Source organism: Pseudomonas fluorescens (genome assembly GCF_900636825.1).
GTDB classification, from domain to species: Bacteria; Pseudomonadota; Gammaproteobacteria; order Pseudomonadales; family Pseudomonadaceae; genus Aquipseudomonas; species Aquipseudomonas fluorescens_BG.
The window spans coordinates 4337513-4360683 of record NZ_LR134318.1; the positions used below are offsets into that span (position 1 = coordinate 4337513).

Here is a 23171-nt window from a genome sequence, read left to right on the forward strand (position 1 = left end):
CCTGCCTCAGGAGACGCGAATGTTGCCTTTATTACTCGCTTCAAGCTCGACCTATCGCCGGGAATTGCTCGGCCGCCTGCATTTACCGTTCGTCTGCAGCTCGCCGGATATCGATGAAAGCCATCGCCCAGGCGAGCCGGCCATCGAACTGGTCAAACGCCTGGCCGAGCAAAAGGCCCGAGCGTTGGCCGACAGCCATCCCGCACATCTGATCATCGGCTCCGATCAGGTTGCCGTACTTGGCGATCAAATCATCGGCAAGCCGCACACCTTTGAAAAGGCTCGCGAACAACTGATGGCCGCCAGTGGCGCAAGCGTGACCTTCCTCACCGGCCTCGCCTTGCTGAACAGCGAGACCGGCGCATGTCAGGTCGATTGCGTGCCGTTCACCGTGCACATGCGCCAGCTGGATCAGGCGCGCGTCGAGCGCTACTTGCGCATCGAGCAACCGTACGACTGCGCTGGCAGCTTCAAGGCCGAGGGCCTGGGTGTGAGCCTGTTTCAGGCCACCGAAGGGCCTGACGCCAGCAGCCTGATCGGCCTGCCACTGATTCGCCTGATCGATATGCTGCTGGTTGAAGGCGTGCAGATTCCTTAAAGCAAAAGATCGCAGCCTTCGGCAGCTCCTACACCGATCTGTGCAGGAGCTGCCGTAGGCTGCGATCTTTGGATCTTTACAGTGACTTAACGCAAAGAAGGTCCGTGGAAACCCATCCACATCGCCAGTTGCTCAGCCACGCTGGCGCCGAGCTTTTTCGAGAAGCGATCGAACGGCGATCCCTGCACAGTGAAATCCACCAGTTCTTTCTCGCCAATCACATCCCGAGCTACGGAACTGGCGCTGCCCAGACCATCGATCAAGCCCAACGGCAACGCCTGCTCGCCCGACCAGACCAGTCCGGAAAACAGTTCCGGATGTTCCTTGTCCTTCAGACGATCACCACGCCCCTGCTTGACGCTGTTGATGAACTGTTTGTGCGTGGTATCGAGCACGCCCTGCCAGAACGCCGTTTCTTCAGGCTTCTGCGGCTGGAACGGATCGAGGAACGACTTGTGCTCACCCGAGGTGTAAGTGCGACGCTCGACGCCCAGTTTTTCCATGGTGCCGACAAAGCCGTAACCGGCCGCCGTCACGCCAATCGAACCGACCAGACTGGCCTTGTCGGCGTAGATCTGATCCGCCGCGCTGGCGATGTAATAGGCGCCGGACGCACCGAGATCGGAAATCACCGCATACAGCTTGATCTCCGGATGCAAGCCGCGCAGACGCTTGATCTCGTCATACACGTAGCCCGACTGCACCGGACTGCCGCCAGGACTGTTGATCCGCAGCACGACGCCTTTGACCTTCTTGTCCTCGAATGCCGCGCGCAGGCTGCCGACAATATTGTCGGCACTGGCCGGCTCTTTGTCGGCAATCACGCCATCGATCTCGATCAATGCCGTGTAGTTCGGCCCGCGCGTAGCGCTCTTTTCCATGTCCATCAGCGGCGTGAACAGCAGCAGCGCCACAAACAGATAAACAAACGTCAGCAGCTTGAAAAAAATCCCCCAGCGCCGCGAACGACGCTGTTCCTGCACACCGGCCAACAGGGTCTTTTCCAATAGCTTCCAGCTTTTCGCGTCACCATCGTCGGCACTTGCCTTGGCCGGTGCTTTCCATTCGTCGGTCATGCCATCTACCCCAGCAAAAACGTATTAAGCCCGCTGCCCCAGCCAGGCATGCAATTCAGAAAAACGATCGATCGACAGGCACGGCTCGAACTGCTGCAACGATTCGATAGATTGCGCGCCATAACTGACCGCCACCGAATCCATCCCCGCGTTACGTGCCATCAGCAAATCGAAGGACGAATCGCCGACCATCAACGCCTGCTCCGGGCGTACCCCGCAATGGCTGACAATCTGCTCCAGCATCAGAGGGTGTGGCTTGCTGGCAGTTTCATCGGCAGCACGGGTGATATCGAAATAGTCTTCCCAGCCATTGGCCTTGAGCACGCGATCCAGGCCGCGACGATTCTTGCCTGTGGCCACCGCCAAGTGGTAGCCCTGCTCGCGAAACGACGCCATCGACTCGATCACGCCTTCGAACAACGGCGAAGGCACGGCTTCGGCAGCAATGTAGTGATCGGCGTAATACTCGCGGAACGCCAGCAATTCAACGTCGCTGATCTCGGGATAAAGCGTGCGAATCGCTTCCGGCAAACCCAGACCGATGATGCCCTTGACGGCAAAATCATCGCGCAACTCGAAGCCAGACCGCCCGGACGCCGAGTGCATGGCCTCGACGATGCGATGGATGGAATCAGCGAGCGTGCCGTCCCAATCGAAAATCAGCAGTTTGTAATCAGATGGGCGCACTCAATCGCTCCACAGTCTTGGCCCACATCTCATCGACTGGGGCCTGCAAGGTCAGCTTGCCGCCATCCGGCAGCGGCACGGTCAACATGTAAGCGTGCAGAAACAGACGCTTGCCGCCCAGATCGCGAATCTCTTTGGTGAAGTCGTCATCGCCATACTTGCTGTCGCCGGCGATGCAATGCCCGGCGTGCAAGGTGTGAACGCGAATCTGGTGGGTACGACCGGTTACCGGCTTGGCCTCTACCATCGTTGCGAAATCACCGAAGCGGCGCAGCACCTTGAACACCGTCAGGGCTTCCTTGCCTTCCTCGTTGACTTCGACCATGCGCTCACCGGAACGCAGGTTGCTCTTGAGCAACGGCGCGCGAACCTGCTTGATCGACGTCGCCCAGTTACCACGAACCAGCGCCATGTAACGTTTGTCGACGCCATCACCGCGCAGTTGCTCGTGCAAATGACGCAACATGCTGCGTTTTTTGGCAATCATGAGCAGGCCGGAGGTGTCACGGTCGAGACGGTGAACCAGCTCCAGCTCCTTGGCATCGGGACGCAACTGACGAAAGGCTTCGATGACGCCAAAATTCAAGCCGCTGCCACCATGAACCGCAATGCCGGCGGGCTTGTTGATCACGATCAGGGCTTTGTCTTCGAAGACAATCGAGGCTTCCAGGCGCTGCAGCAGACCCTGCGCAAGCGGGACCGGCTCGTCCCGCTCAGGCACGCGAACTGGCGGCACGCGCACGATATCGCCGGCCTGCAGCTTGTATTCGGGCTTGATCCGACCTTTGTTCACGCGCACTTCGCCTTTGCGCAAAATGCGGTAAATCAAGGTCTTGGGCACGCCTTTGAGCCGGGCGAGGAGAAAATTGTCGATTCGTTGGCCGGCATACTCCGGCGAGACTTCAAGCAGTTGAACGCCTGGAGTCGAAGGGGCAGTAGTTGTCATGCCGCGGATGATAACAATTTTTATGGAATTGAAGCACTTAATCATTGCTGCTATAGTCGCGAACGCCGCCAAAAGCGGCCTGGACAGCGGAACCACGGTCAAAGACCGGCCCTGACCAACGCAATTCACCAGGGCGCGAGGCCGTCCTACGGGGCTTTCGCTACGTAACGGTGGAGTTTGCAGTTGTAACGAGCGCAGGTGACATGAGGCCTGAATTACACCGTCGAGCAGAGTTTTTACTCGCCTGACAGGCACACATTCGAGGCCAGTTCACAAAGTGCAGTCAGCTGCGGATGACCCCGAGCGAACGCTTCGGAAACATCGCCTGAATTAGCCATGATGCGTGACCTCCCCTTTCGGAGCTCACGGTAAATGCCAACCCGCTGCGGATTCTGCGCGCGGCAGCACCCGAATTATCAGGGATACGTGTAGGGTGGAGATGCACAACCGCCGGACTGTGTAGCAATAGGCTTTATCAAGACGCTTCATCTCGTCCACAGCCGCTGGTTGATTCCTCCTCCTGACTGAGTGCTTAAGTAGCCACAGCAAGCAGGACGCGTACGTCGCGATATCGGCCCAATTGGTCGTACATCGCTGGACACGGGAATGGCCAACCACTCCCGACGCACCTGACACCGACCGTGAGAAGTCGTGTGTGCCGAACGCCGTTTCCGGCAGCCCGGAAACCGACGGTACTACATGAAAAGAATGCTGATTAACGCAACTCAACCCGAAGAGTTGCGTGTTGCACTGGTAGATGGCCAACGCCTCTACGACCTGGACATCGAATCCGGTGCACGCGAGCAGAAGAAGGCCAATATCTATAAAGGCCGCATCACTCGCATCGAACCAAGCCTTGAGGCTGCCTTTGTCGATTTCGGCTCCGAGCGCCACGGCTTCCTGCCCCTCAAAGAAATCTCCCGCGAATACTTCAAGAAAGCCCCTGAAGGCCGCGTCAACATCAAGGACGTCCTGAGCGAAGGCCAGGAAGTCATCGTTCAGGTCGAAAAAGAAGAACGTGGCAACAAGGGCGCCGCCCTGACCACTTTCATCAGCCTGGCCGGTCGTTACCTGGTACTGATGCCGAACAACCCGCGTGCCGGCGGTATCTCCCGTCGCATCGAAGGCGAAGAGCGCAACGAACTGCGTGAAGCGCTGAACGGTCTGGTCGCTCCTGCCGACATGGGTCTGATCGTGCGCACTGCCGGCCTTGGCCGCAGCAGCGAAGAAATGCAGTGGGACCTCGACTACCTGCTGCAACTGTGGACCGCCATCAAAGAAGCCTCGCTGGATCGCTCCGCGCCATTCCTGATCTACCAGGAAAGCAACGTGATCATCCGCGCCATCCGCGATTACCTGCGCCAGGACATCGGCGAAGTGCTGATCGACAGCGTTGAAGCCCAGGACGAAGCCCTGACCTTCATCCGCCAGGTAATGCCGCAGTACGCCAGCAAGATCAAGCTGTACGAAGACAGCGTGCCGCTGTTCAACCGTTTCCAGATCGAAAGCCAGATCGAGACCGCTTTCCAGCGCGTCGTCGAACTGCCGTCCGGCGGCTCCATCGTCATCGATCCGACCGAAGCCCTGGTGTCCATCGACATCAACTCGGCGCGCGCCACCAAAGGCAGCGACATCGAAGAAACCGCCCTGCAGACCAACCTTGAAGCCGCCGAAGAAATCGCCCGTCAGTTGCGCCTGCGCGACATCGGCGGCCTGATCGTCATCGACTTCATCGACATGACCCCGGCCAAGAACCAGCGCGCCGTGGAAGAGAAAGTCCGCGAGTGCCTGGAAGCTGACCGTGCCCGCGTGCAGATCGGTCGCATCTCGCGTTTCGGCCTGCTGGAAATGTCCCGTCAGCGCCTGCGTCCGTCGCTGGGCGAAAGCAGCGGCATCGTCTGCCCGCGCTGCAACGGCACCGGCATCATCCGTGATGTTGAATCGCTGTCGCTGGCGATCCTGCGCCTGATCGAAGAAGAAGCCCTGAAAGACCGCACCGCCGAAGTCCGCGCGCAAGTGCCGATCCCGGTGGCCGCGTTCCTGCTCAACGAAAAACGCAACTCGATCACCAAGATCGAACTGCGCACCCGTGCCCGTATCGTCATTTTGCCGAACGACCACCTCGAAACGCCGCACTTCGAAGTTCAGCGCCTGCGTGACGACAGCCCGGAAGCCGCGACCAACCAGTCCAGCTACGAAATCGCTGCTGCCGCTGCCGAAGTCGAAGAAGTCCAGCCTGCCGCTGCGACCCGTACCCTGGTTCGCCAGGAAGCCGCGGTCAAGACTGCACCGGCCCGCGCCAATGCTCCGGTTCCGACCGAAGCCGCCGCACCCGTCGCCGCTGCACCGGCTCCAGTTGCCGCGCCAGAACCAAGCCTGTTCAAAGGTCTGGTGAAGTCGCTGGTCAGCCTGTTTGCTACCAAAGAAGAGCCAGCCGCTCCGGTTGTGGTTGAAAAACCAGCCACCGAGCGTCCGGCCCGTAACGAAGAGCGTCGCAACGGTCGCCAGCAGAGCCGCAACCGTAACGGTCGCCGCGATGAAGAGCGCAAGCCGCGGGAAGAACGTGCCCCACGTGAAGAGCGTGCACCGCGCGAACCGCGTGAAGAGCGCGCACCTCGTGAAGCCCGTGAGCCGCGTGAAGCACGCACCGAAACGCCGGTGGCCCGCGAAGAACGCGCCCCTCGCGCTCCGCGTGAAGAACGTGCCCCACGTGCTCCGCGCGAAGATCGCAAGCCACGTGGCGAGCGTGAGGAGCGTGTACGCGAACTGCGCGAGCCGCTGGACGCCGCTCCAGCTGCCGCAGCCGTCGCTGTCACCGCTGAAGAGCGTCCAGCCCGTCAGCCACGTGAAGAGCGCGCACCGCGTCCGCCGCGTGAAGAACGTCAACCGCGTACCGAGCAGGCCACTGCTGCCGTCGCGGAAGAAGAAGTGAACAGTGTCAACGAAGAGCAACTGCCGGAAGACGGTTCGGACAACGCCGAAGGCGATCGCCCGCGTCGTCGCTCCCGCGGCCAGCGTCGTCGCAGCAACCGTCGTGAGCGTCAGCGTGATGCCAACGGCAACGTGATCGAAGGTTCGGACGAATCCGAATCCGGCGAAAACGCGGCCGAGCCAAGCACGGCTGATCTGGCCGCGGGTCTGGCAGTGACTGCCGCCGTTGCCGGCAGCGTGATCAGTGCTCCGGCCGAAGCTCAAGCCCACGAGCAAGCTGAACGGTCCACCGCCGCAGTTCAGGACACCGCTGCTGTAGAAGCGCCGGCTGTTGAAGCGACCACTCCGGTGGAAGCGATTGCCGCGCCGGAAGTCGAAGTTGCACCGGTTCGCGAAACTCAGCGTCACGCTGAAGTCGCTGCCGAACCGACCTTCGCTGCGCAGGAGCCAGCTGTGGTGGCCGAGCCGGTTGTTGAAACCGTCGCCGAGACCGTAACCGAGACCGTGCGTGAAGTTCGTGAAGTTCGTGAAGTTCGTGAAGAACAGACCGCGTTCAACTGGGTTACCGAACCAGCCGTGACCGAAGCCCCTGCCCCGGTGGCAGAAGCTGAAGTCCCGCAGGCCATGGTTTCCGAACCAGTGGTTGCTGCTGCCGAACCGGCTCAAGCGCCAGTCGCTGAAACGCCAGTGATTGAGACTCCGGTCGTCGAGGCACCTGCGGTAACCGAAGCGCCAGCTCCGGTGGTTGAAGCGCCGGCTCCGGTCAGCGCCCTGACGCCAAGCGGTCGCGCACCGAACGATCCACGTGAAGTGCGTCGTCGCAAGCGTGAAGAAGAGCGTCTGCAGAAGGAAGCCGAACTGGCGGCCGCTGCTGCTCCGGCTGCCGAACCAGTCGTTGCTGCTGAAGTGGTCGAGGCAGCTCCTGCCGCGGTCGCTGAAGAAGCATCGGTTGAAGCGGTGATTGCCGAAGCACCACGCTCCGTTCAGGACGCGGTCGAGCAACGCGAAGAAGCCGAGGAAAAAGAACACGAGCCTAAACCCCTCGTGTGATTCCCGAAGCCGATAAAAAAGCCCCGCCAGGTGAAAGCCTGGCGGGGCTTTTTTTATGCTTTTCAAAAAATCAAAAGATCGCAGCCTTCGGCAGCTCCTACATTAAACCGGTGTAGGAGCTGCCGCAGGCTGCGATCTTTTGATCTGGCTCTTATCTGAAAATGATCTGGTTGTTATGTGAAAATCAACGCATCAGGCACATCGATATCCCACAGCACCCCAGGATCCTCCACCGCCACTTCCACCACCCGTCCCTGCGCAAACAACGGCCGAGCACCACGATCACCCGTCAGCGCCTGCAATTGCGCGCCAAACGAACGACCAAATCCCACCGGGTGGCCGAACTCGCCATTCAGCACTGGCACGCTCACCGCGTCATCAGCCATCGCCGCGACCACCCGCTCGATACTCGACGGCAGGATAAACGGCATATCCCCCAGCACAATCAACCAGCCATCGGCCTCCGGACAAGCGGCGACGCCGGCGGCAATGCTGTCGCCCATACCGGTCGACTCGATGGACACCACGTCACAACCGTAGGCTTGGGCCATGCGCATCGCCTGTGGTCGCGCCTCGGTCGTGACCAGCACGCGAGTATCGAGGCTGACCGGCAAGTTCACCAGCACATGCTCGATCACCGAACGTACCGCGCCGTCACGCCCTGTGCAGTCAGCCAGCAATTTGTCTTTGTCTGGCCCTGCGATCTGGCGAAAGCGGTTGCCCTCGCCTGCCGCCAATACAATCACTGCGATGGATCGACTCATGCGCCCTCCAGTGGTTTTTTCTGCTTCAACTCCACGCCATTCTTGATCGCCACGATTTCCGCGAGCAGCGACAAGGCGATTTCAGCTGGCGAATGACTACCGATGTGCAAACCGATCGGACCGTGCAAGCGATCAATCGACGCTTGAGACAAGCCTAGCTGAGCCAGGTTTTCCCGGCGCTTCAGACTGTTGACCCGCGAACCGAGCGCGCCGACGTAGAACGCTGGCGAATCCAGCGCGGTGAGCAGGGCCATGTCGTCCAGCCGTGGATCGTGGGTCAAAGCGACGATCGCCGTGCGCTCGTCGGTCTGGATGTTCAACACCGCGTCATCCGGCATCCCCGGAACAAAACGGCCGTGCTGCTCTTCCCAACCATACACAAACTCGGTGCGCGGATCGCAGATCAGCACTTCGAAATCCAGCAGCCGCGCCATCTCTGCAACATAACGCGACAGCTGCCCAGCGCCGATCAACAACAGGCGCCAGCGCGGGCCGTAAATCGCTCGCAGAATCTTGCCGTCGAACACCAGCGAATCGGATTTGGTCGCGGACGCGAGTCGCACTTCGCCGGTGTCGATATTCAGCTCACGAGCAACAATTTGGTGGTCTTCACAGCGTTGCAGCAGTTCGGCGACCCACGTCGGATCGCCGACGCGCTCTTCGGTCAAGCGCAGCGTGCCACCACAGGGCAGGCCAAAACGCGCGGCCTCCTCGCGGGTCACGCCATAGGTAATCATCTGCACAGGCGGGCCATCAGCGGCGATGCGGCCATCGTGCAATCGGGCGATCAGGTCATCCTCGACACACCCGCCCGACACCGAACCGATGACTACGCCATCCTCGCGCAAGGCGAGCATGGCGCCGGGCGACCGCGGCGCGGTGCCCCAGGTCTGCACCACACTGAACAGCACCACCCGCTGCCCGGCGCGGCGCCATTCCAGCACGCTGCGCAAAACGTTGAGATCGACGCTATCCATTCACGCCTCCGTCTTCTGCCAGCCCTGCAACTGATAACGCACCGGCAGATCACGAATACGCTTGCCGGTGGCGGCGAAAATCGCGTTGCACAGCGCCGGCGCAATCGGCGGCACACCCGGCTCACCGACGCCGCCCAATGGTACGTCGCCCGGCGGAGTGACCAGATGCACCGCCACTTCCTTCGGTGCGAGCGACATGCGCGCGACTTCGTACATATGGAAGTTGTCCTGCTGAACCTTGCCGTCCTTGAAGCTGATTTCGCCCAGTACCGCGTTGCCCAGACCCATCACGCACGCGCCTTCGAACTGCGAACGGATGCGCTCAGGGTTGATCTGCGGCCCGCAGTCCACGGCGATGTCGGCCTTGTGCACGATCAGCGAACCGTCGTCCTTGACCTCGACTTCGATCACTGCCGCCACATAGGTGACGAAGCTGTAATGCACCGCCAGGCCCAGACCTCGACCCTTGGGCAGTTTGCGTCCCCAGCCGGCAGCTTTCGCGGCGGTTTCCAGCACTGTACGCATACGCCCGGTGTCGATCGGATAGCGCTCGGGCGATTCGCCGTAATTCCATTCTTCGCTCAAGGTGCGTGGGTCGATCTGCCGATCCGGGCCAAGCAGCTTGATCTGATACTTGAGCGGATCTTCGCCAGCATTGTGCGCCAACTCATCGACAAAACTCTGGATGGCGAAACCGTGGGGAATGTTCGACACCGAGCGATACCAGCCAACCCGCGTGTGCACCTTCGCCTCAGGGTTTTCCAGACGCACATTGGGAATCGCGTAGGCCATGTTGGTGAAGCCCATGCCCAGCTCGAACGCTGCCTCATGATTCATGTTCGGCGCGAACAACGCGGTGATGCTCGGTGCCACGGTGCGATGCAGCCAGCCGGACGGCATGCCGTTGTTGTCGACACTGGCCTTCAGATATTCAGCCGACACGGTATGGAAATACGAGTTGTGGATGTCGTCTTCCCGCGTCCACTGCACCCGCACAGCCTTGCCGGGAAACTCCTTGGCGAGAATCGCCGCCTCAACCACAAAATCCGGTTTCGACTTACGTCCGAACCCGCCGCCGAGCAACGTCACGTTGAACGTCACCTTCTCGAACGCCACGCCCAATCGTTCGGCAATGCGCTCCCGGGTGACCTGCGGCGCCTGACTGGGCGCCCAGGCTTCGCAAACGCCGTCCTTGAAACGGGCAATCGCGACCATCGGTTCCATCGGTGCCTGGGCCAGGTGCGGCAGGTAATACGACGCTTCGAGGGTGCTGGCGGCGCCGCTCAGGGCTTTGTCGATGTCACCGGTATTGCGCACGACTTTGCCAGGTGTCAGCGACGCGGCTTCGAGCTCCTTGCGATAGGCGATCGAGTCATAGCTGGCATTCGGGCCATCGTCCCATTCGATTTTCAACGCTTCACGGCCCTTGATCGCCGCCCAGGTATTGCTGGCGACCACCGCCACGCCACCCAATGGCTGAAACTCCGATGGCAACGGCCGGCCTTCGATCTGCAGCACTTTGAGCACGCCGGGGACTTTCAATGCCGCGCTGTCGTCGAGGCTTTTGACCTTGCCGCCATAGACCGCCGGGCGAGCAATGGTGGCGTAGAGCATGCCGTCGAAATGCACATCCGCACCGTAGATCGCGCGGCCATTGACGATGTCGACACCGTCGATGGCTTTGCTGCCTTCCTTGCCGATGTAGCGAAATTCCGACGGCTGCTTGAGGCGCAGACTGTCACGTGCCGGTACCGCCAACGCACTGGCGGCAGCGGCAAGCTCGCCATAGCCCAGCTCACGACCGGACGGTTTGTGGATGACTTTGTGCAGTTGCGCATGGCATTCGCCCACCGGCACTTTCCACTGCGCAGCGGCGGCCTGCTCGAGCATGGTTCGTGCCGCCGCGCCGCAACGGCGCATCGGCTCGTACCAGTGACGCATGCTGCGCGAGCCGTCGGTGTCCTGGTTGCCGAAGCGCACTTCGTCACCCGGCGCCTGCTGCACTTTGACCTGCGCCCAGTCGGCTTCCAGCTCATCGGCGACGACCATGCTCAGGCTGGTGCGGACGCCCTGGCCCATCTCCGAACGGTTGCACACCACGGTGACGCTGCCATCGGCGGCAATGCTCACGTAAACCTTGGGATCATCGATCCAGCCGTTGGGCATGCCGTCGGCGCCAAATTTTTTCGGTGCGTCTTCGGCCAGCGCATCGTGCCAGCCCCAGCTCGCGGCGAGGACCAGCGCGCTGGTAGCGCCAACGCCTTTGAGAAAGCCACGGCGGCTGAGATTGCTCAGGGCGAAATCATTCGGGACGCGGCTCATGCCTTCACCTCCTTGAGGTGACTGGAGGCTTGGCGAATCGCGGTTTTGATCCGGTTGTAGGTGCCGCAGCGGCAGATATTGCCGACCATGGCTTCTTCGATTTGCTCGTCGCTCGGGTTCGGATTGGTTTTCAACAACGCCGTGGCCGACATGATCTGCCCGCCCTGACAGAACCCGCACTGCGCCACAGCGCTATCGAGCCAGGCCTGCTGAACCACTTGCCCGACCGGGTCAGCGTGCAGATTGTCGATGGTGGTCACGTTCTGCCCGACGACCGAACCGATCGGGGTGATGCAACTGCGCGCCGGCAAGCCATCGATATGGATCGTACAAGCGCCACACAGGCCCATGCCGCAACCGAATTTGGTGCCGTTGTAACCGGCGACATCACGAATCGCCCATAACAGCGGCATGTCTTCAGTGACATCGAGGGAGTGGTCTTGACCGTTTAGCTTCAGGGTAATCATGGGCACGCCCGCATATTTTTAGTGGTTATGAGGTCATATCTGAGCTGCAAGCGGCAAGCTTCAAGCAGCAAGTGAAGGCGTGTCTGATTCGCTTGCACTTTGCAGTTTGGTTGGAGCAAATGGTTGGTATCGTTAGGTGGCTAAGTTAACCCAGCGTTAACAAAAAAGCCCTGCAGATACAGGGCTTTTTCAGCTGCAAGTTGCTAGCCACAAGCTGCAAGTAGAAGCGGCAGCTAGCTCATGACGCAGTGTAGCTTGCCGCTTGAAGCTTGAAACTTGCAGCTGCCTCAATACCGATTGGGCTCCATCTCCAGCTCAACATGAAAGCGCTCGGCAATGTCTTGCTGAATGCGTTGCGCCAGATCAAGCAATTGCAGGCCGGTGGCAGTGCCGTAATTGACCAGCACCAGTGCCTGCAATTTGTGCACACCCGCGTCGCCGTCACGAAAGCCCTTCCAGCCAGCGCGCTCGATCAGCCAGCCAGCGGCCAGTTTCATCTGCCCGTCCGGCTGCGCGTAGGCCACCAGATCCGGGTGCTGCGTTTTGATCCGGGTGACCACGGCGGCGGACACCAGCGGATTCTTGAAGAAGCTGCCGGCATTGCCGAGCACCGCCGGATCCGGCAGTTTCTCGCTGCGGATGCTGCAAATGGCGCGACTGACATCCGTCGGCGTCGGCTGCTCGATGCCCTGCTCGCTCAGGCGCTGACGCACCGGGCCGTATTCGAGATGCAGGTGGGCAGCCCGGTCGAGCTGGAAGCGCACCCGCAGAATCAGCCAGCGTCCCGGTTGCTGCTTGAACAGGCTGTCGCGGTAGCCGAAGTTGCAATCTTCCAGCGTGAAATCGCGCAGCTCGCCGCTCTCACGATCCAGCGCCGTGAGCCCGGCGAACACGTCCTTGATCTCGACGCCGTAAGCGCCGATGTTCTGCATCGGCGCAGCGCCGACCGTACCCGGGATCAGACTGAGGTTTTCCAGGCCGGAAAAACCGTGCGCCAATGTGTGCTGCACGAACGGATGCCATGGCTCGCCCGCCTCGGCCTCAATTACCACGCGACTGCCATCATCGCTGAGAACGCGAATGCCGCGGCTGGCCATACGCAACACCAGCGCATGAATATCAGCGGTCAGCAGCAAATTGCTGCCGCCGCCGATCACCAGCAAAGGCGTGTCATGCGCCGCAGCATATGCCAGCGCTTCGCGGACATCGTTGTCGCTGTGGGCTTCAGCGAACAATTGCGCGCGGACATCCACGCCAAAACTGTTGAACGGTTTCAGGGAAACCTGCGGTTGCACCTGCAAACTCATAACCGGCCCTTCACTTCGATCAACAGTTGGTCGCAGGCCGTTTCGATCAGATCCAGCACTTGTTCAAAGCCCTTGTCACCGTCGTAATACGGGTCCGGCACTTCATCGACCAGCCCGGCATAGCGACGCAGGAACAGATCCAGCTCAGCCTTGCCGGCGGACGGTTGCAGGGCCTTGAGGTTGCGCAGGTTGCTGCTGTCCATGGCGAGGATCAGGTCGTAGCTGGCGAAATCGGCGCGGCTGACCTGTTGCGCGCGCTGGGCCGACAAATCATAGCCGCGCACTTTCGCGGCGGCCTGGCTGCGTCTGTCCGGCGGATTGCCGACGTGCCAGTCACCGGTGCCGGCAGAGGCCACTTCGACCACATCCGCCAGCCCGGCTTCGCGCAATTTGTGACGCAGCACGCCTTCGGCCGTGGGCGAACGGCAGATGTTGCCCAAGCACACAAACAGAACGCGCATCAAGCCTCCAGCAGGCGACGAACGCGCTCGAGGTCTTCAACGGTATCGACGCCGGTCGGCGGCGCGATCAGCGCATCGGCCACATGTATCCGCACGCCGTGCCACAGCGCACGCAGTTGCTCGAGGGATTCGGTGTTTTCCAGCCAGCACGGCCCCCAGTTGACGAAGTCGTGCAGGAACCCGGCGCGGTAGGCATAAATGCCGATGTGACGACGATACGGCACGCCGTCCGGCAATTGCTCGCGGCTCTTGGCGAATGCATCGCGGGCCCACGGCAAGGTGGCGCGGCTGAACGTCAGCGCCAGACCATTGATGTCGCTGACGACCTTGACGACGTTCGGGTTGAACAGCGTCTCGACATCTTCGATCGGCTCAGCAAGAGTGGCCATGCGCGCTTCGGCGTGTGCAGCCAGATTGGCCGCGACCTGATCGATCACGCTCGGTGGGATCAACGGCTCATCGCCCTGCACATTGACCACGATCGCGTCGGGCGCAAGGCCGAGTTTGGCTGCGACTTCGGCCAGACGATCGGTCCCGGAGTTGTGATCCTCACGGGTCAGCACCACTTCGGCGCCAAAGCGTTCGCACGCCTCGACGATGCGCGCGTCATCTGTAGCAACCACCACGCGAGTGGCGCTGCTTTTGCTCGCCTGTTCCCAGACGTGCTGGATCATCGGCTTGCCGGCGATATCCAGCAACGGCTTGCCGGGCAAACGGGTCGAGGCGAAACGCGACGGAATGACTACGGTGAAGGCGGTGGTCATTTATCCAGACGCTCGTCAGTGGTCAGGGTGCGCGCTTCGCTTTCCAGCATCACCGGGATGCCATCGCGGATCGGGTATGCCAGGCCGGCGCCCTTGCTGATCAGTTCGGTCTTGTCGGCGCTGAGTTTGAGCGGGCCTTTGCAAATTGGGCACGCGAGGATGTCGAGCAATTTGGTGTCCATGAACATTCCCTGGAATCAAGAGTTAAGGCAAAAGACGATTGGGCAACAGGCGCATCAACTGTGTGTCAAACCAGGCCACGAAGGCCGGCGACGGCACGGCATCGACCGCCAGATACCACCAGTCGGCAGCGGCGAAGGCACGGCACTTCACCGCGTCCTTTTCGGTCATCACCAATGGCAATGACGGTTTGAAGTTCAACGCCTGCACGCTGTATTCGGCGTGGTCGGCGAACGGATGAGGAACTGCTCGCCAGTCTAGCGCTTCGAGGGTATTGAAGAAACGTTGCGGATTGCCGATGCCGGCGACGGCATGCACAGCCTGACCCGCGGCAAAGTGCTCGAGCGATTGGCGCTCGCCGCTGCGCAGATTGACCAGCGCCGTCGGTTGCAGACGGAAGGCGAAACCGTCGTCGCGATCTGCCACGGCGCCATTGAACAGCACGCCGTCGACACTTTGCAGACGTTCGATCGGCTCGCGCAGGGGCCCTGCCGGCAAACAGCGCTTATTGCCCAGGCCCCGCGCCGCGTCGATCAGCACCAGTTCCAGATCCCGCGCCAGCCGGTAATGCTGCATGCCATCGTCGGAAAGGATCAGATCCAGCGGCTCGCTGGCGATCAGCGCTTTGACGGCAGCGCTGCGATCGGGATCGATCATCAACGGCACGCCGCTGCGCTGGACGATCAGCAGCGGCTCGTCGCCGGCGATCTCGGCGCTGTGCCCGGCTTCAACTCGCCATGGCAGTTGCGGCGGTTTGGCGCCGTAGCCGCGACTGACCACGCCGACCCGCAAACCTCTGCGCTGGCAATGCTCGATCAGCCAAAGAATCATCGGCGTTTTACCGGTGCCGCCCACGGTGATATTGCCTACCACGATCAACGGCACCGGCGGCTGGTAGATCTCGCCCTGACCATCGAGAAAACGTCGACGTTTGTTGTTGACCACGCGGCGGTACAACAACTCCAGCGGCCGCAGCAGCATCAGCGCTGGATGCCCTTGATACCACGCGGCGAGCAAGCGATCGGACAGGCTCATCAGGATTTCGGCGCCGCCTCGACCGTGGTCATGCGCAGATGGCTGAAACCGAGCTTGCCGGCCGCATCCATGGCAGTGATCACCGATTGGTGCTGCGCCTTGCCATCGGCACTGATCGACAACGGCATACTGGTATCGCCGTTGGATTCTTTCTGCATGGCTTCCATCAGCGTCGGCAGATCATTCTTCGGCAGAATCTTGTTATTCACCGAAAACACGCCTTCAGCACTGATCGCGACGTCCAGCTGTTTGACTTGCTGGTCTTCGGCTGGCGAGCCGCTGACGGCTTCCGGCAGATCCACGCGCAATTGGGTTTCACGGGTAAACGTCGTAGTGACGACGAAAAACAGCAGCAAAATGAACACCACGTCGATCAGCGACGCGAGGTTGATGTCCACGGTTTCCCGGGGTTTGCGACGGAATTTCACGCTTTGCCCTCGGTCAGGTCGACATCACGGTCACCCTGCACCACTTCAACCAGTTTGATCGCCTCCTGCTCCATGCCCACCACCAGTTCATCAATGCGGCGCTGCAGGAAACGGTGGAAGAACACCGCTGGAATACCGACCATCAAGCCCGCCGCCGTGGTGATCAACGCTTTGGAAATACCGCCCGCCAGGACTGACGCATTGGTAGTCATGCCAGAGCCGGTGAAGGCGCTGAAAATATCGATCATGCCCAGCACAGTGCCGAGCAGACCCAGCAACGGCGCCATGGCAGCGATGGTGCCGAGGGCATTGATGTAGCGTTCGAGTTCATGAATGACCCGCGCGGCGGCCTCTTCGATGCACTCTTTCATGATCTCGCGACCATGCTTGGAATTCGCCAGGCCTGCCGCAAGAATTTCTCCCAACGGCGAATTGGCGCGCAGCTCCTTGAGCTTTTCCTTGTTGAGCTGTTTGTCCTTGATCCACACCCAGACCTGGCCCAGCAGATGCTCGGGGGTGACGCGGCTGGCGCGCAGGGTCCACAGGCGCTCGGCGACAATCGCCATGGCCGCGATGGAACTCAGAATGATCGGCAACATCATCCAGCCGCCGGATTTGACCAATTCCCACACAGTGACAGTCCCTTCGAAAAAGTGCGCCACTTTACCATACAGGGTCACGATTACGTCCCGGCGCCCCGACGACCGTGACGTGGCATTCATGCTGGCACCGATCAGCGGGCAGGCGCAGGCGGATCGCGCCAGAAGCGCCGCTGTTGACGCATCATAACGGGCGGGCTGAAGGTGCCCAGTTGCAGATGAATGGCGCCGTGTTCAGCGCTGTCGTAAATCCGCAGGCGTTGCTTGCGGTAACGGGCAAGAACCGTTGGGTGCGGATGGCCAAACGAATTGCCATGGCCACGGGAGATGAGCACGCTTTCTGGTTGCAAAACCTTGAGCAAGGCCATCGACGAAGAACTTCGGCTGCCGTGGTGCGGCGATTGCAGCCAATGCGTCGGCACTGCCAGGGGACTGTCGAGCAGGACACGTTCGGCATGGGTGTCGATGTCACCGGTCAGCAGCAACCGCTCGCCATTCGCTTCGATCTGCAAGACGCAGGAACGCTGATTGCTGTCATCGGCGTCTGACCATTGCCAGAGTTGGAATCGCACGCCATCCCATTGCCATTGCTGGCCGCTTTCGCAGGCTTGCGCGTTCAATTCAGCGGGCAGACCCGGCGGATCGCCGCTGATTGTTCTGGCGACTTTCAGGCCGCGCGCAATGCTCAGCGCACCGCCAGCGTGATCGGCATCGGCGTAACTGAGCAGCAGCAGATCGAGATTCTCCACGCCGAGTTTGCGCAGGGCCGGCAGCACCACCCGCGCACCGAGATCGAATTCGCCGAAACGCGGACCGGCGTCGTAGAGCAGCGTGTGGTGGCGGGTTCTGACCAGAATCGCCAAGCCCTGCCCGACATCCAGTTGCCAGACATCCGCCAGCCCTTCATTCAATCGCTCTCGCGGTGGCACCACCAGGATCAACAGCAACGGCCAGCCCAGCGCTCGCATCGGCACACCGCGCGGCAGTAGCAACAGCACCGCACCGAAACTGCCCAGCGCCCAGACCCAAGCGGATATCGACGGCGCCGTCCATGCCGGCCATTGCCCGGCAATCAGCGCCAGAACGCGGAACAACCAGTCGACCAAACCGCCGGCCAGCCACAACAGACCTTCGCCGACATAGGGCACCGGCAGCAATAGGGTGCCGAGCAACGCTGGCGGCAGCACCACGAGACTGACCCAAGGCACCGCCAGCAGATTCGCCAGTGGTCCGCTGAGGCTGATTGGCAGGTTCAACGCCAGCAGCACCGGGCATAGACCGATAGCGATCAACCACTGCGCGCGCGTCCAGGTTTGCCACCAGCGCCACGCCCCCAAACGACCGCCAAAAGTGAAGATCAGCACCGCCACCGCTGCAAACGACAACCACAGGCCAGGACGCAAACTGGCGAGTGGATCGAACAACAACACGCCATTGAACGCCAGCAGCAGCGGCCACCACGCACCCAGATGACGAAAGCGCAGACGCCACAGCAACACCAGCCCGACCATCACACAGGCGCGCTGCACCGGCACATCGAAACCCGCGAGCAAGCCGTAGCCGAGCGCTGCCGCGAATGCCATTCCACAGGCCCACGGCAACCACGGCCAACGCAACGGCCACAGTCCGTAACGCGCGAGCCCGGCCACCAAGCCATACATCAGCGCCGCCAGCAATCCGATGTGCTGGCCGGATATCACCAGTAAATGCACGGTGCCGGTGTCCTGCAGAATCTGCCAATCGTCGCGACTAAGTCCTGAGCCGTCGCCCAGCACCAGTGCAGCCAACGCCCCTGCCCGGCCTTGCGCGTCGGTTGCCAACAGGCGCTGGCGAATGCTGTCACGCCAGGCGCCGCGCGCTGGGCTCAGGCGCTGACCATCCTTGATCGTGCCCGTCGCCCCGATGCGTTGCGCCAACAACCATGCCTCGTAATCGAAAGCGTCCGGGTTGAGCAAACCTGCCGGTCGCTTGAGCTTGACTGCCAGTCGCCAGCGCTCGCCGCTACTGACCGGTGGTCCGCCGTACCAGGCCAGACGCATCAGCGTCGGCATTTCCTGCTGACGCGAGCGCGCATCGGCGAATTCGAAACGCACTACCCCGCCAGCGTTTTGCGGCAAGCCGACGACGCGCCCCTCGAGCCAACGGGTCTCGCCATCAAGCGAAGGCGCCAATCGATCATTCAGCGCCCACTGCGCGTTGATACACGCCCAACCGAAACCCAACAGCAGCAATGCCAACCGATACCTGCGCAACGCCAGCAGGGCCAAACCCGCCAGCGGCAACAACATCATCAACCCGACCGGCGGCAATGCCGGTAAAAACATCGGGGCCAGCAGACCGGCTGCCAGCGCCATCATCCCTGTGCGCATAAGCCCGTCCTTGAGAGTCCCGCACTTAGGCATAGCCGGTGTCGGGCACGTCCGTCGTCAACAATTGTCACAAAGTCTGAATGGGCGGTTCATGGAATCCAGACATACTTGCCGCCTTAACCGACCGAGAAGCCTTATGCCCCGGCGCTTATTCAAACGTTACATGCCCGACCCGACGAGCATCAGGGAACACAAATCCTTACGCTTTCTCGGCAAGTTGCTGCATGACCCGAACCTGTGGCACCTCAATCGCCATTCCGTCGCGCGGGGGATGGCGGTCGGTCTGTTTGCCGCTTTTCTGCCGATTCCGGCACAGATGCTGGTCGCCGCAGCGCTCGCGGTGACTGTGCGCGGGAACATGCCGATCGCCGTCAGCCTGGTCTGGCTGACCAATCCGATTACCATGCCGGCGGTATTTTTCTGCACGTATCAGGCCGGCGCGTTCTTGATGGACGTGCCAGCCAGGCATCTGCCCGATGAACTGACCTGGGAGTGGATCAGCGGCGAGTTGTCGACGTTATGGCAGCCGTTTTTGCTGGGTTCGGTGGTGGTCGGACTGGTGCTCGGTGCCCTCGCCTATTGCGTGGTGATGCTCTACTGGCGCTGGTGGGTGGCGCGGCAATGGCGCCGGCGCAAGAAAAGCCGGCAGAAGTGAATGCAAAACGGCCTCCGCGATGGGAGGCCGTTTTGTTTTGCGGATCCAGATATCCAGTGTAGGAGCTGCGGCACGCTGCGATCCTTTGATCTGGTTTACAAGAGCATAAAGATCGCAGCCTTCGGCAGCTCCTACATTGGGTCATCAAACCGATTCGGTGTGAATCAGGTACGCATCCCGCGCCCACTCACCAGCAACCGTGCACAACCGAGATACAGCACCACGGTCGCCACCAGCATGAAGGTAATGGCAATGCCGATGCGGATATCCGAGACGCCGAGGATGCCGTAACGGAAAGCATTGACCATGTGCAGCACCGGGTTGGCCAGTGACACCGTCTGCCAGAACGGCGGCAGCAATGTGATCGAGTAGAACACGCCACCCAGATAGGTCAGCGGGGTCAGCACGAACGTCGGAATGATCGAAATATCATCGAAGTTGCGCGCAAATACCGCGTTGATGAAGCCCAGCAGCGAAAAGATCGTTGCGGTCAATACAACCACGAGAACGGTCACACCGAGGTGATGCACCTGCAAATGGGTGAAGAACAGCGACAGCATCGTCACGATCACGCCCACCATCAGCCCGCGCAACACGCCGCCTACGGTGTAGCCAATCAGAATCGTATGCGGCGACACCGGCGACACCATCAACTCCTCAATGGAGCGCTGGAACTTGCTGCCGAAGAAACTCGAGACCACGTTGCCGTACGAGTTGGTGATCACCGACATCATGATCAGCCCCGGTACGATGTACTCCATGTAGGTGAAGCCACCCATGTCGCCGATCTGCCGACCGATCAGGTTGCCGAAGATCACGAAGTACAGAACCATGGTGATCGCCGGCGGCAGCAGGGTCTGCGGCCAGATCCGCGTAAAACGTCTGACTTCGCGGTAAACGATGGTCTGAAGAGCCACCAGATTGGGGCGCAATTCGGAACTCATACCGCCACCTTCGACAGATTTTTCTCCACCAGAGACACGAACAACTCCTCAAGGCGATTGGTTTTATTACGCAGGCTCAACACTTCGATATTTTGCAACGCCAACTGCCCGAACAGCGCCGTGATGCCCATCGACTTGTCGACCTGCACCTCCAGCGTGTGCGCATCCACCAATCGGCACGGATAACCGAGCAACTGTGGCGCGGCGGGCAGATCACCCTTGAGATCGAGCAGGAAAGTTTCGACATGCAGCTGACTGAGCAACTGACGCATGCTGGTATTTTCGACGATGGTGCCGTGATCGATGATGCCGATGTTGCGGCACAACTGCTCAGCCTCTTCCAGATAATGCGTGGTGAGGATGATGGTGATGCCTTTCTGGTTCAGCTCGGTGAGGAACGTCCACATCGAACGGCGCAGCTCGATGTCGACGCCTGCGGTCGGCTCATCGAGGATCAGCAGACGCGGTTCGTGCACCAGAGCGCGAGCGATCATCAGGCGACGTTTCATGCCACCCGACAGCGACCGCGACGGCACATCGCGCTTGTCCCACAGGCCCAGTTGCGTCAGGTACTGCTCGGCGCGTTCCTTGGCGACTTTCGCCGGAATGCCGTAGTAACCGGCCTGGGTCACGACGATATCGAAGGTCTTTTCAAACTGGTTGAAATTGAATTCCTGAGGCACCACGCCAATCGAGCGCTTGAGCGCGGCGGGATTCTTGTCCAGGTCATGACCGAAAATATTTACCGTGCCGCTGGTCTTGTTTACCAGGGTGGACAGAATGCCGATGGTCGTGGATTTGCCGGCACCGTTGGGGCCGAGCAAGGCGAAAAAATCACCTTCGGCGACGTCCAGATCGATACCACTCAAGGCCTGGAACCCGTTGCCGTAGGTTTTGGTTAGCTGCCGGATGGACAGAGCGGAACTCATATCTGATTTACGCACCATGAAGGAAGGAAATGAATAAATGGGGGCGGACGGCGCAAGAAACAACCGCAACACATGGCGCAATGTTGCTTGCCGCCGCCGCACAAGTACAGTCAAGTGTGTCGATAGTAATTATCAAGTCAACGCGGTCATGACGGCTTTCTGATAGGCCGGGCGCTGCTTCAGACGCTCATACCAAGCTTGGAGATGCGGCTGCGGTGCGCGTGCGATCGGCATCTCGTACCAGGCATAGATGAAACAGCCGAGTGGAATATCGCCCATCCCGATGTCGTCCCCGGAAAGATACGGCTGGGTGGCCAAAGCGTCATTGGCCATGCTCAGCAGCTCGCTGCATTCCTCGATCGCGGCGTTGATCGCAACCCAGTCCTGCTCGTGCGCCGGCGTACGAACGACACCCCAGAACACGGTGCGAAAAGGCCCGGCAAAACTCGACGTGGTCCAGTCCATCCATTTGTCAGCGATGGCGCGGGCTCGCGGATCCGCCGGATACCAAGCGCTGTCCGGCGCATGTTTGCCCAGCAGATAGCGAACGATGGCATTGGATTCCCACAGCACGAAACCGTCGTCTTCTATCACCGGAACCCGCCCGTTCGGGTTCATCGCACGATACTCCGGTGTGTCGACCACACCGAACGCGCCTCCGGCATCAATCGCCTCGTAAGCCAGACCAAGTTCCTCGGCGGCCCACAATGGCTTCCTGACATTCGATGAGTTTTTCCGTCCCCAGATCTTCAGCATGACCGCCTCTTTTCATTTGAGTGGGCAGGCAGCATACGCCGGATCAGCCGCGGCTCACATCGCTGTGCATATCCCCGAGCAACGGTGGCTGCTGATCAGTGAACAGATGCGGATAGCACTTTTCCAGGTGGCCGAAAAAAAACGCCTCCGGCACGTCGGCGAATTGACCGTGATCGATCAGGTATTCCATCAGCGGCGCGCCGGCGCGGTTGAAGGGGTGAAACACACTGTCATGGATGCCGTCGAATTCCAGCGGCGCGACGTTGAACAACTCGCACAATTGCTGGTTGAACGCGGGCGTCGCCTTGACCCAACGGTCATTGAGGAAAAACTCGGTATAGCCGTGCATGGCGAACATGTCGCTTTTCAATAATTCGAGCAGACGCGGGGTCGACAGGTGATTCTTCACGTCGGCCAGGCCAATGCGCGCGGCGATTCCGCAATGCCGCGCACAAGCGGCGAGCAACGTCGCTTTGGGCACGCAATAGCTCTCGCCCGCCGCCAACGCATGGCTGCCGCGCAACGTCTGCGGGTCACGGCTGAAGGTATAGGGGTTGTAGCGCACGGCCTCGCGCACGGCGTAATAAAGACTGATCGCCTGAGCGCGCGGGTCGCGACTGGCGCCCCGGTGCCGTTCGGCGAACTCCACCACTGCGGGGTGGTCACTATCGATGAAGCGGCCGGGCCTCAGATACTCGTGCATGACGACAATCTCCTGAATGAGCCTGGAGTCTAGCGACAGCTCAAGCACAGAGATAACGGCATTTCGGCCAAACTTGGACGCAAAGATGCGGACTAACCGAACGTTTTCCTACACTTGTTGCCCACCGAACCTACGAAAACCATCCGGGCTTTCCCACGATTTCAATCACCTTGGTCTGACCACCCGGTTTTACAGATGCCGTCTAAGCTCTGGAGGGTCGATT

General features: G+C 60.6%; 22 protein-coding genes. 3 read left to right on the forward strand and 19 right to left on the reverse strand.

Features of this window, described 5'->3' with window-relative positions:
• Nucleotides 1-19 precede the first annotated feature (19 nt).
• Nucleotides 20-598: a Maf family protein gene (locus tag EL257_RS19650; protein WP_126365420.1), complete on the forward strand. Its 579-nt coding sequence runs from the start codon at nucleotides 20-22 to the stop codon at nucleotides 596-598.
• An 86-nt stretch (nucleotides 599-684) separates the two neighbouring features.
• Here EL257_RS19650 and sppA read toward each other — a convergent pair whose 3' ends face one another.
• Genes sppA through rluC form a run of 3 tightly spaced genes read right to left on the reverse strand, consistent with a single transcriptional unit; the run spans nucleotide 685 to nucleotide 3307 of the window.
• A complete protein-coding gene (gene sppA, locus EL257_RS19655; protein ID WP_126365422.1) occupies nucleotides 685-1674 on the reverse strand; it encodes a signal peptide peptidase SppA in 990 nt (329 codons plus the stop codon).
• Between the two features lie 24 nt (nucleotides 1675-1698).
• On the reverse strand, nucleotides 1699-2361 hold the full coding sequence (locus EL257_RS19660) for an HAD-IA family hydrolase (RefSeq protein WP_126365424.1): 663 nt from the start codon (nucleotides 2359-2361) through the stop codon (nucleotides 1699-1701).
• Nucleotides 2348-3307 (reverse strand): 23S rRNA pseudouridine(955/2504/2580) synthase RluC, encoded by a 960-nt coding sequence (gene rluC, locus EL257_RS19665; protein ID WP_126365426.1) that lies wholly within the window; start codon nucleotides 3305-3307, stop codon nucleotides 2348-2350. The genes EL257_RS19660 and rluC overlap by 14 nt, the downstream gene beginning before the upstream one ends.
• 699 nt (nucleotides 3308-4006) lie before the next feature.
• Here rluC and rne point away from each other — a divergent pair.
• A complete protein-coding gene (gene rne, locus EL257_RS19670; RefSeq protein WP_126365428.1) occupies nucleotides 4007-7288 on the forward strand; it encodes a ribonuclease E in 3282 nt (1093 codons plus the stop codon).
• Between the two features lie 173 nt (nucleotides 7289-7461).
• Here the strand turns inward: rne and EL257_RS19675 are convergent, their stop codons facing one another.
• The 12 genes from EL257_RS19675 to EL257_RS19730 form a co-directional block, all read right to left on the reverse strand.
• On the reverse strand, nucleotides 7462-8052 hold the full coding sequence (locus EL257_RS19675; protein ID WP_126365430.1) for a nucleotidyltransferase family protein: 591 nt from the start codon (nucleotides 8050-8052) through the stop codon (nucleotides 7462-7464).
• Nucleotides 8049-9029: an XdhC family protein gene (locus EL257_RS19680; protein ID WP_126365432.1), complete on the reverse strand. Its 981-nt coding sequence runs from the start codon at nucleotides 9027-9029 to the stop codon at nucleotides 8049-8051. Before EL257_RS19680 ends, EL257_RS19675 begins: the two co-directional genes overlap by 4 nt.
• Entirely contained in the window at nucleotides 9030-11351 is a 2322-nt protein-coding gene (locus EL257_RS19685; protein WP_126365434.1) for a xanthine dehydrogenase family protein molybdopterin-binding subunit, read from the reverse strand.
• The gene (locus tag EL257_RS19690) at nucleotides 11348-11818 is read right to left on the reverse strand and encodes a (2Fe-2S)-binding protein (RefSeq protein WP_126365436.1); all 471 of its coding nucleotides are present in this window, start codon (nucleotides 11816-11818) and stop codon (nucleotides 11348-11350) included. The genes EL257_RS19685 and EL257_RS19690 overlap by 4 nt, the downstream gene beginning before the upstream one ends.
• Nucleotides 11819-12105: 287 nt before the next feature.
• Nucleotides 12106-13125 (reverse strand): UDP-N-acetylmuramate dehydrogenase, encoded by a 1020-nt coding sequence (gene murB, locus EL257_RS19695; protein ID WP_126365438.1) that lies wholly within the window; start codon nucleotides 13123-13125, stop codon nucleotides 12106-12108.
• Nucleotides 13122-13586 carry a low molecular weight protein-tyrosine-phosphatase gene (locus tag EL257_RS19700; protein ID WP_126365440.1) on the reverse strand — a complete coding sequence of 155 codons (465 nt, stop codon included), beginning with the start codon at nucleotides 13584-13586 and terminating at the stop codon, nucleotides 13122-13124. The genes murB and EL257_RS19700 overlap by 4 nt, the downstream gene beginning before the upstream one ends.
• Entirely contained in the window at nucleotides 13586-14350 is a 765-nt protein-coding gene (gene kdsB / locus EL257_RS19705) for a 3-deoxy-manno-octulosonate cytidylyltransferase (RefSeq protein WP_126365442.1), read from the reverse strand. Before kdsB ends, EL257_RS19700 begins: the two co-directional genes overlap by 1 nt.
• Entirely contained in the window at nucleotides 14347-14532 is a 186-nt protein-coding gene (locus tag EL257_RS19710; RefSeq protein ID WP_003174668.1) for a Trm112 family protein, read from the reverse strand. Before EL257_RS19710 ends, kdsB begins: the two co-directional genes overlap by 4 nt.
• Nucleotides 14533-14554: 22 nt before the next feature.
• The gene (gene lpxK / locus EL257_RS19715) at nucleotides 14555-15565 is read right to left on the reverse strand and encodes a tetraacyldisaccharide 4'-kinase (RefSeq protein WP_126365444.1); all 1011 of its coding nucleotides are present in this window, start codon (nucleotides 15563-15565) and stop codon (nucleotides 14555-14557) included.
• Entirely contained in the window at nucleotides 15565-15993 is a 429-nt protein-coding gene (locus tag EL257_RS19720; RefSeq protein WP_039760196.1) for an ExbD/TolR family protein, read from the reverse strand. The genes lpxK and EL257_RS19720 overlap by 1 nt, the downstream gene beginning before the upstream one ends.
• The gene (locus EL257_RS19725) at nucleotides 15990-16625 is read right to left on the reverse strand and encodes a MotA/TolQ/ExbB proton channel family protein (protein ID WP_172604563.1); all 636 of its coding nucleotides are present in this window, start codon (nucleotides 16623-16625) and stop codon (nucleotides 15990-15992) included. The genes EL257_RS19720 and EL257_RS19725 overlap by 4 nt, the downstream gene beginning before the upstream one ends.
• Before the next feature lie 101 nt (nucleotides 16626-16726).
• Entirely contained in the window at nucleotides 16727-18961 is a 2235-nt protein-coding gene (locus EL257_RS19730) for a DNA internalization-related competence protein ComEC/Rec2 (protein WP_126365446.1), read from the reverse strand.
• Between the two features lie 136 nt (nucleotides 18962-19097).
• Here EL257_RS19730 and EL257_RS19735 point away from each other — a divergent pair, with 136 nt between their 5' ends.
• Complete coding sequence (locus tag EL257_RS19735) at nucleotides 19098-19616, forward strand: DUF2062 domain-containing protein (protein WP_126365448.1); 519 nt, start codon at nucleotides 19098-19100, stop codon at nucleotides 19614-19616.
• A 164-nt stretch (nucleotides 19617-19780) separates the two neighbouring features.
• Here the strand turns inward: EL257_RS19735 and EL257_RS19740 are convergent, their stop codons facing one another.
• From EL257_RS19740 to EL257_RS19755, 4 genes are all read right to left on the reverse strand, one after another.
• On the reverse strand, nucleotides 19781-20560 hold the full coding sequence (locus EL257_RS19740) for an ABC transporter permease (RefSeq protein ID WP_126365450.1): 780 nt from the start codon (nucleotides 20558-20560) through the stop codon (nucleotides 19781-19783).
• On the reverse strand, nucleotides 20557-21489 hold the full coding sequence (locus EL257_RS19745) for an ABC transporter ATP-binding protein (RefSeq protein WP_126365452.1): 933 nt from the start codon (nucleotides 21487-21489) through the stop codon (nucleotides 20557-20559). The genes EL257_RS19740 and EL257_RS19745 overlap by 4 nt, the downstream gene beginning before the upstream one ends.
• Before the next feature lie 132 nt (nucleotides 21490-21621).
• Entirely contained in the window at nucleotides 21622-22245 is a 624-nt protein-coding gene (locus EL257_RS19750) for a glutathione S-transferase family protein (RefSeq protein WP_126365454.1), read from the reverse strand.
• A gap of 43 nt (nucleotides 22246-22288) precedes the next feature.
• Nucleotides 22289-22948: a transglutaminase-like domain-containing protein gene (locus EL257_RS19755; protein WP_126365456.1), complete on the reverse strand. Its 660-nt coding sequence runs from the start codon at nucleotides 22946-22948 to the stop codon at nucleotides 22289-22291.
• Nucleotides 22949-23171: the final 223 nt, after the last annotated feature.

Coding starts and splice junctions, on each gene's coding strand:
- EL257_RS19650 (WP_126365420.1), top strand. CDS start 20: ATGTTGCCTTTATTACTCGCTTCAAGCTCGACCTATCGCCGGGAATTG.
- sppA (WP_126365422.1), bottom strand. CDS start 1,674: ATGACCGACGAATGGAAAGCACCGGCCAAGGCAAGTGCCGACGATGGT.
- rluC (WP_126365426.1), bottom strand. CDS start 3,307: ATGACAACTACTGCCCCTTCGACTCCAGGCGTTCAACTGCTTGAAGTC.
- rne (WP_126365428.1), top strand. CDS start 4,007: ATGAAAAGAATGCTGATTAACGCAACTCAACCCGAAGAGTTGCGTGTT.
- EL257_RS19675 (WP_126365430.1), bottom strand. CDS start 8,052: ATGAGTCGATCCATCGCAGTGATTGTATTGGCGGCAGGCGAGGGCAAC.
- EL257_RS19680 (WP_126365432.1), bottom strand. CDS start 9,029: ATGGATAGCGTCGATCTCAACGTTTTGCGCAGCGTGCTGGAATGGCGC.
- EL257_RS19685 (WP_126365434.1), bottom strand. CDS start 11,351: ATGAGCCGCGTCCCGAATGATTTCGCCCTGAGCAATCTCAGCCGCCGT.
- EL257_RS19690 (WP_126365436.1), bottom strand. CDS start 11,818: ATGATTACCCTGAAGCTAAACGGTCAAGACCACTCCCTCGATGTCACT.
- murB (WP_126365438.1), bottom strand. CDS start 13,125: ATGAGTTTGCAGGTGCAACCGCAGGTTTCCCTGAAACCGTTCAACAGT.
- EL257_RS19700 (WP_126365440.1), bottom strand. CDS start 13,586: ATGCGCGTTCTGTTTGTGTGCTTGGGCAACATCTGCCGTTCGCCCACG.
- kdsB (WP_126365442.1), bottom strand. CDS start 14,350: ATGACCACCGCCTTCACCGTAGTCATTCCGTCGCGTTTCGCCTCGACC.
- EL257_RS19710 (WP_003174668.1), bottom strand. CDS start 14,532: ATGGACACCAAATTGCTCGACATCCTCGCGTGCCCAATTTGCAAAGGC.
- lpxK (WP_126365444.1), bottom strand. CDS start 15,565: ATGAGCCTGTCCGATCGCTTGCTCGCCGCGTGGTATCAAGGGCATCCA.
- EL257_RS19730 (WP_126365446.1), bottom strand. CDS start 18,961: ATGCGCACAGGGATGATGGCGCTGGCAGCCGGTCTGCTGGCCCCGATG.
- EL257_RS19735 (WP_126365448.1), top strand. CDS start 19,098: ATGCCCCGGCGCTTATTCAAACGTTACATGCCCGACCCGACGAGCATC.
- EL257_RS19740 (WP_126365450.1), bottom strand. CDS start 20,560: ATGAGTTCCGAATTGCGCCCCAATCTGGTGGCTCTTCAGACCATCGTT.
- EL257_RS19745 (WP_126365452.1), bottom strand. CDS start 21,489: ATGAGTTCCGCTCTGTCCATCCGGCAGCTAACCAAAACCTACGGCAAC.
- EL257_RS19750 (WP_126365454.1), bottom strand. CDS start 22,245: ATGCTGAAGATCTGGGGACGGAAAAACTCATCGAATGTCAGGAAGCCA.
- EL257_RS19755 (WP_126365456.1), bottom strand. CDS start 22,948: ATGCACGAGTATCTGAGGCCCGGCCGCTTCATCGATAGTGACCACCCC.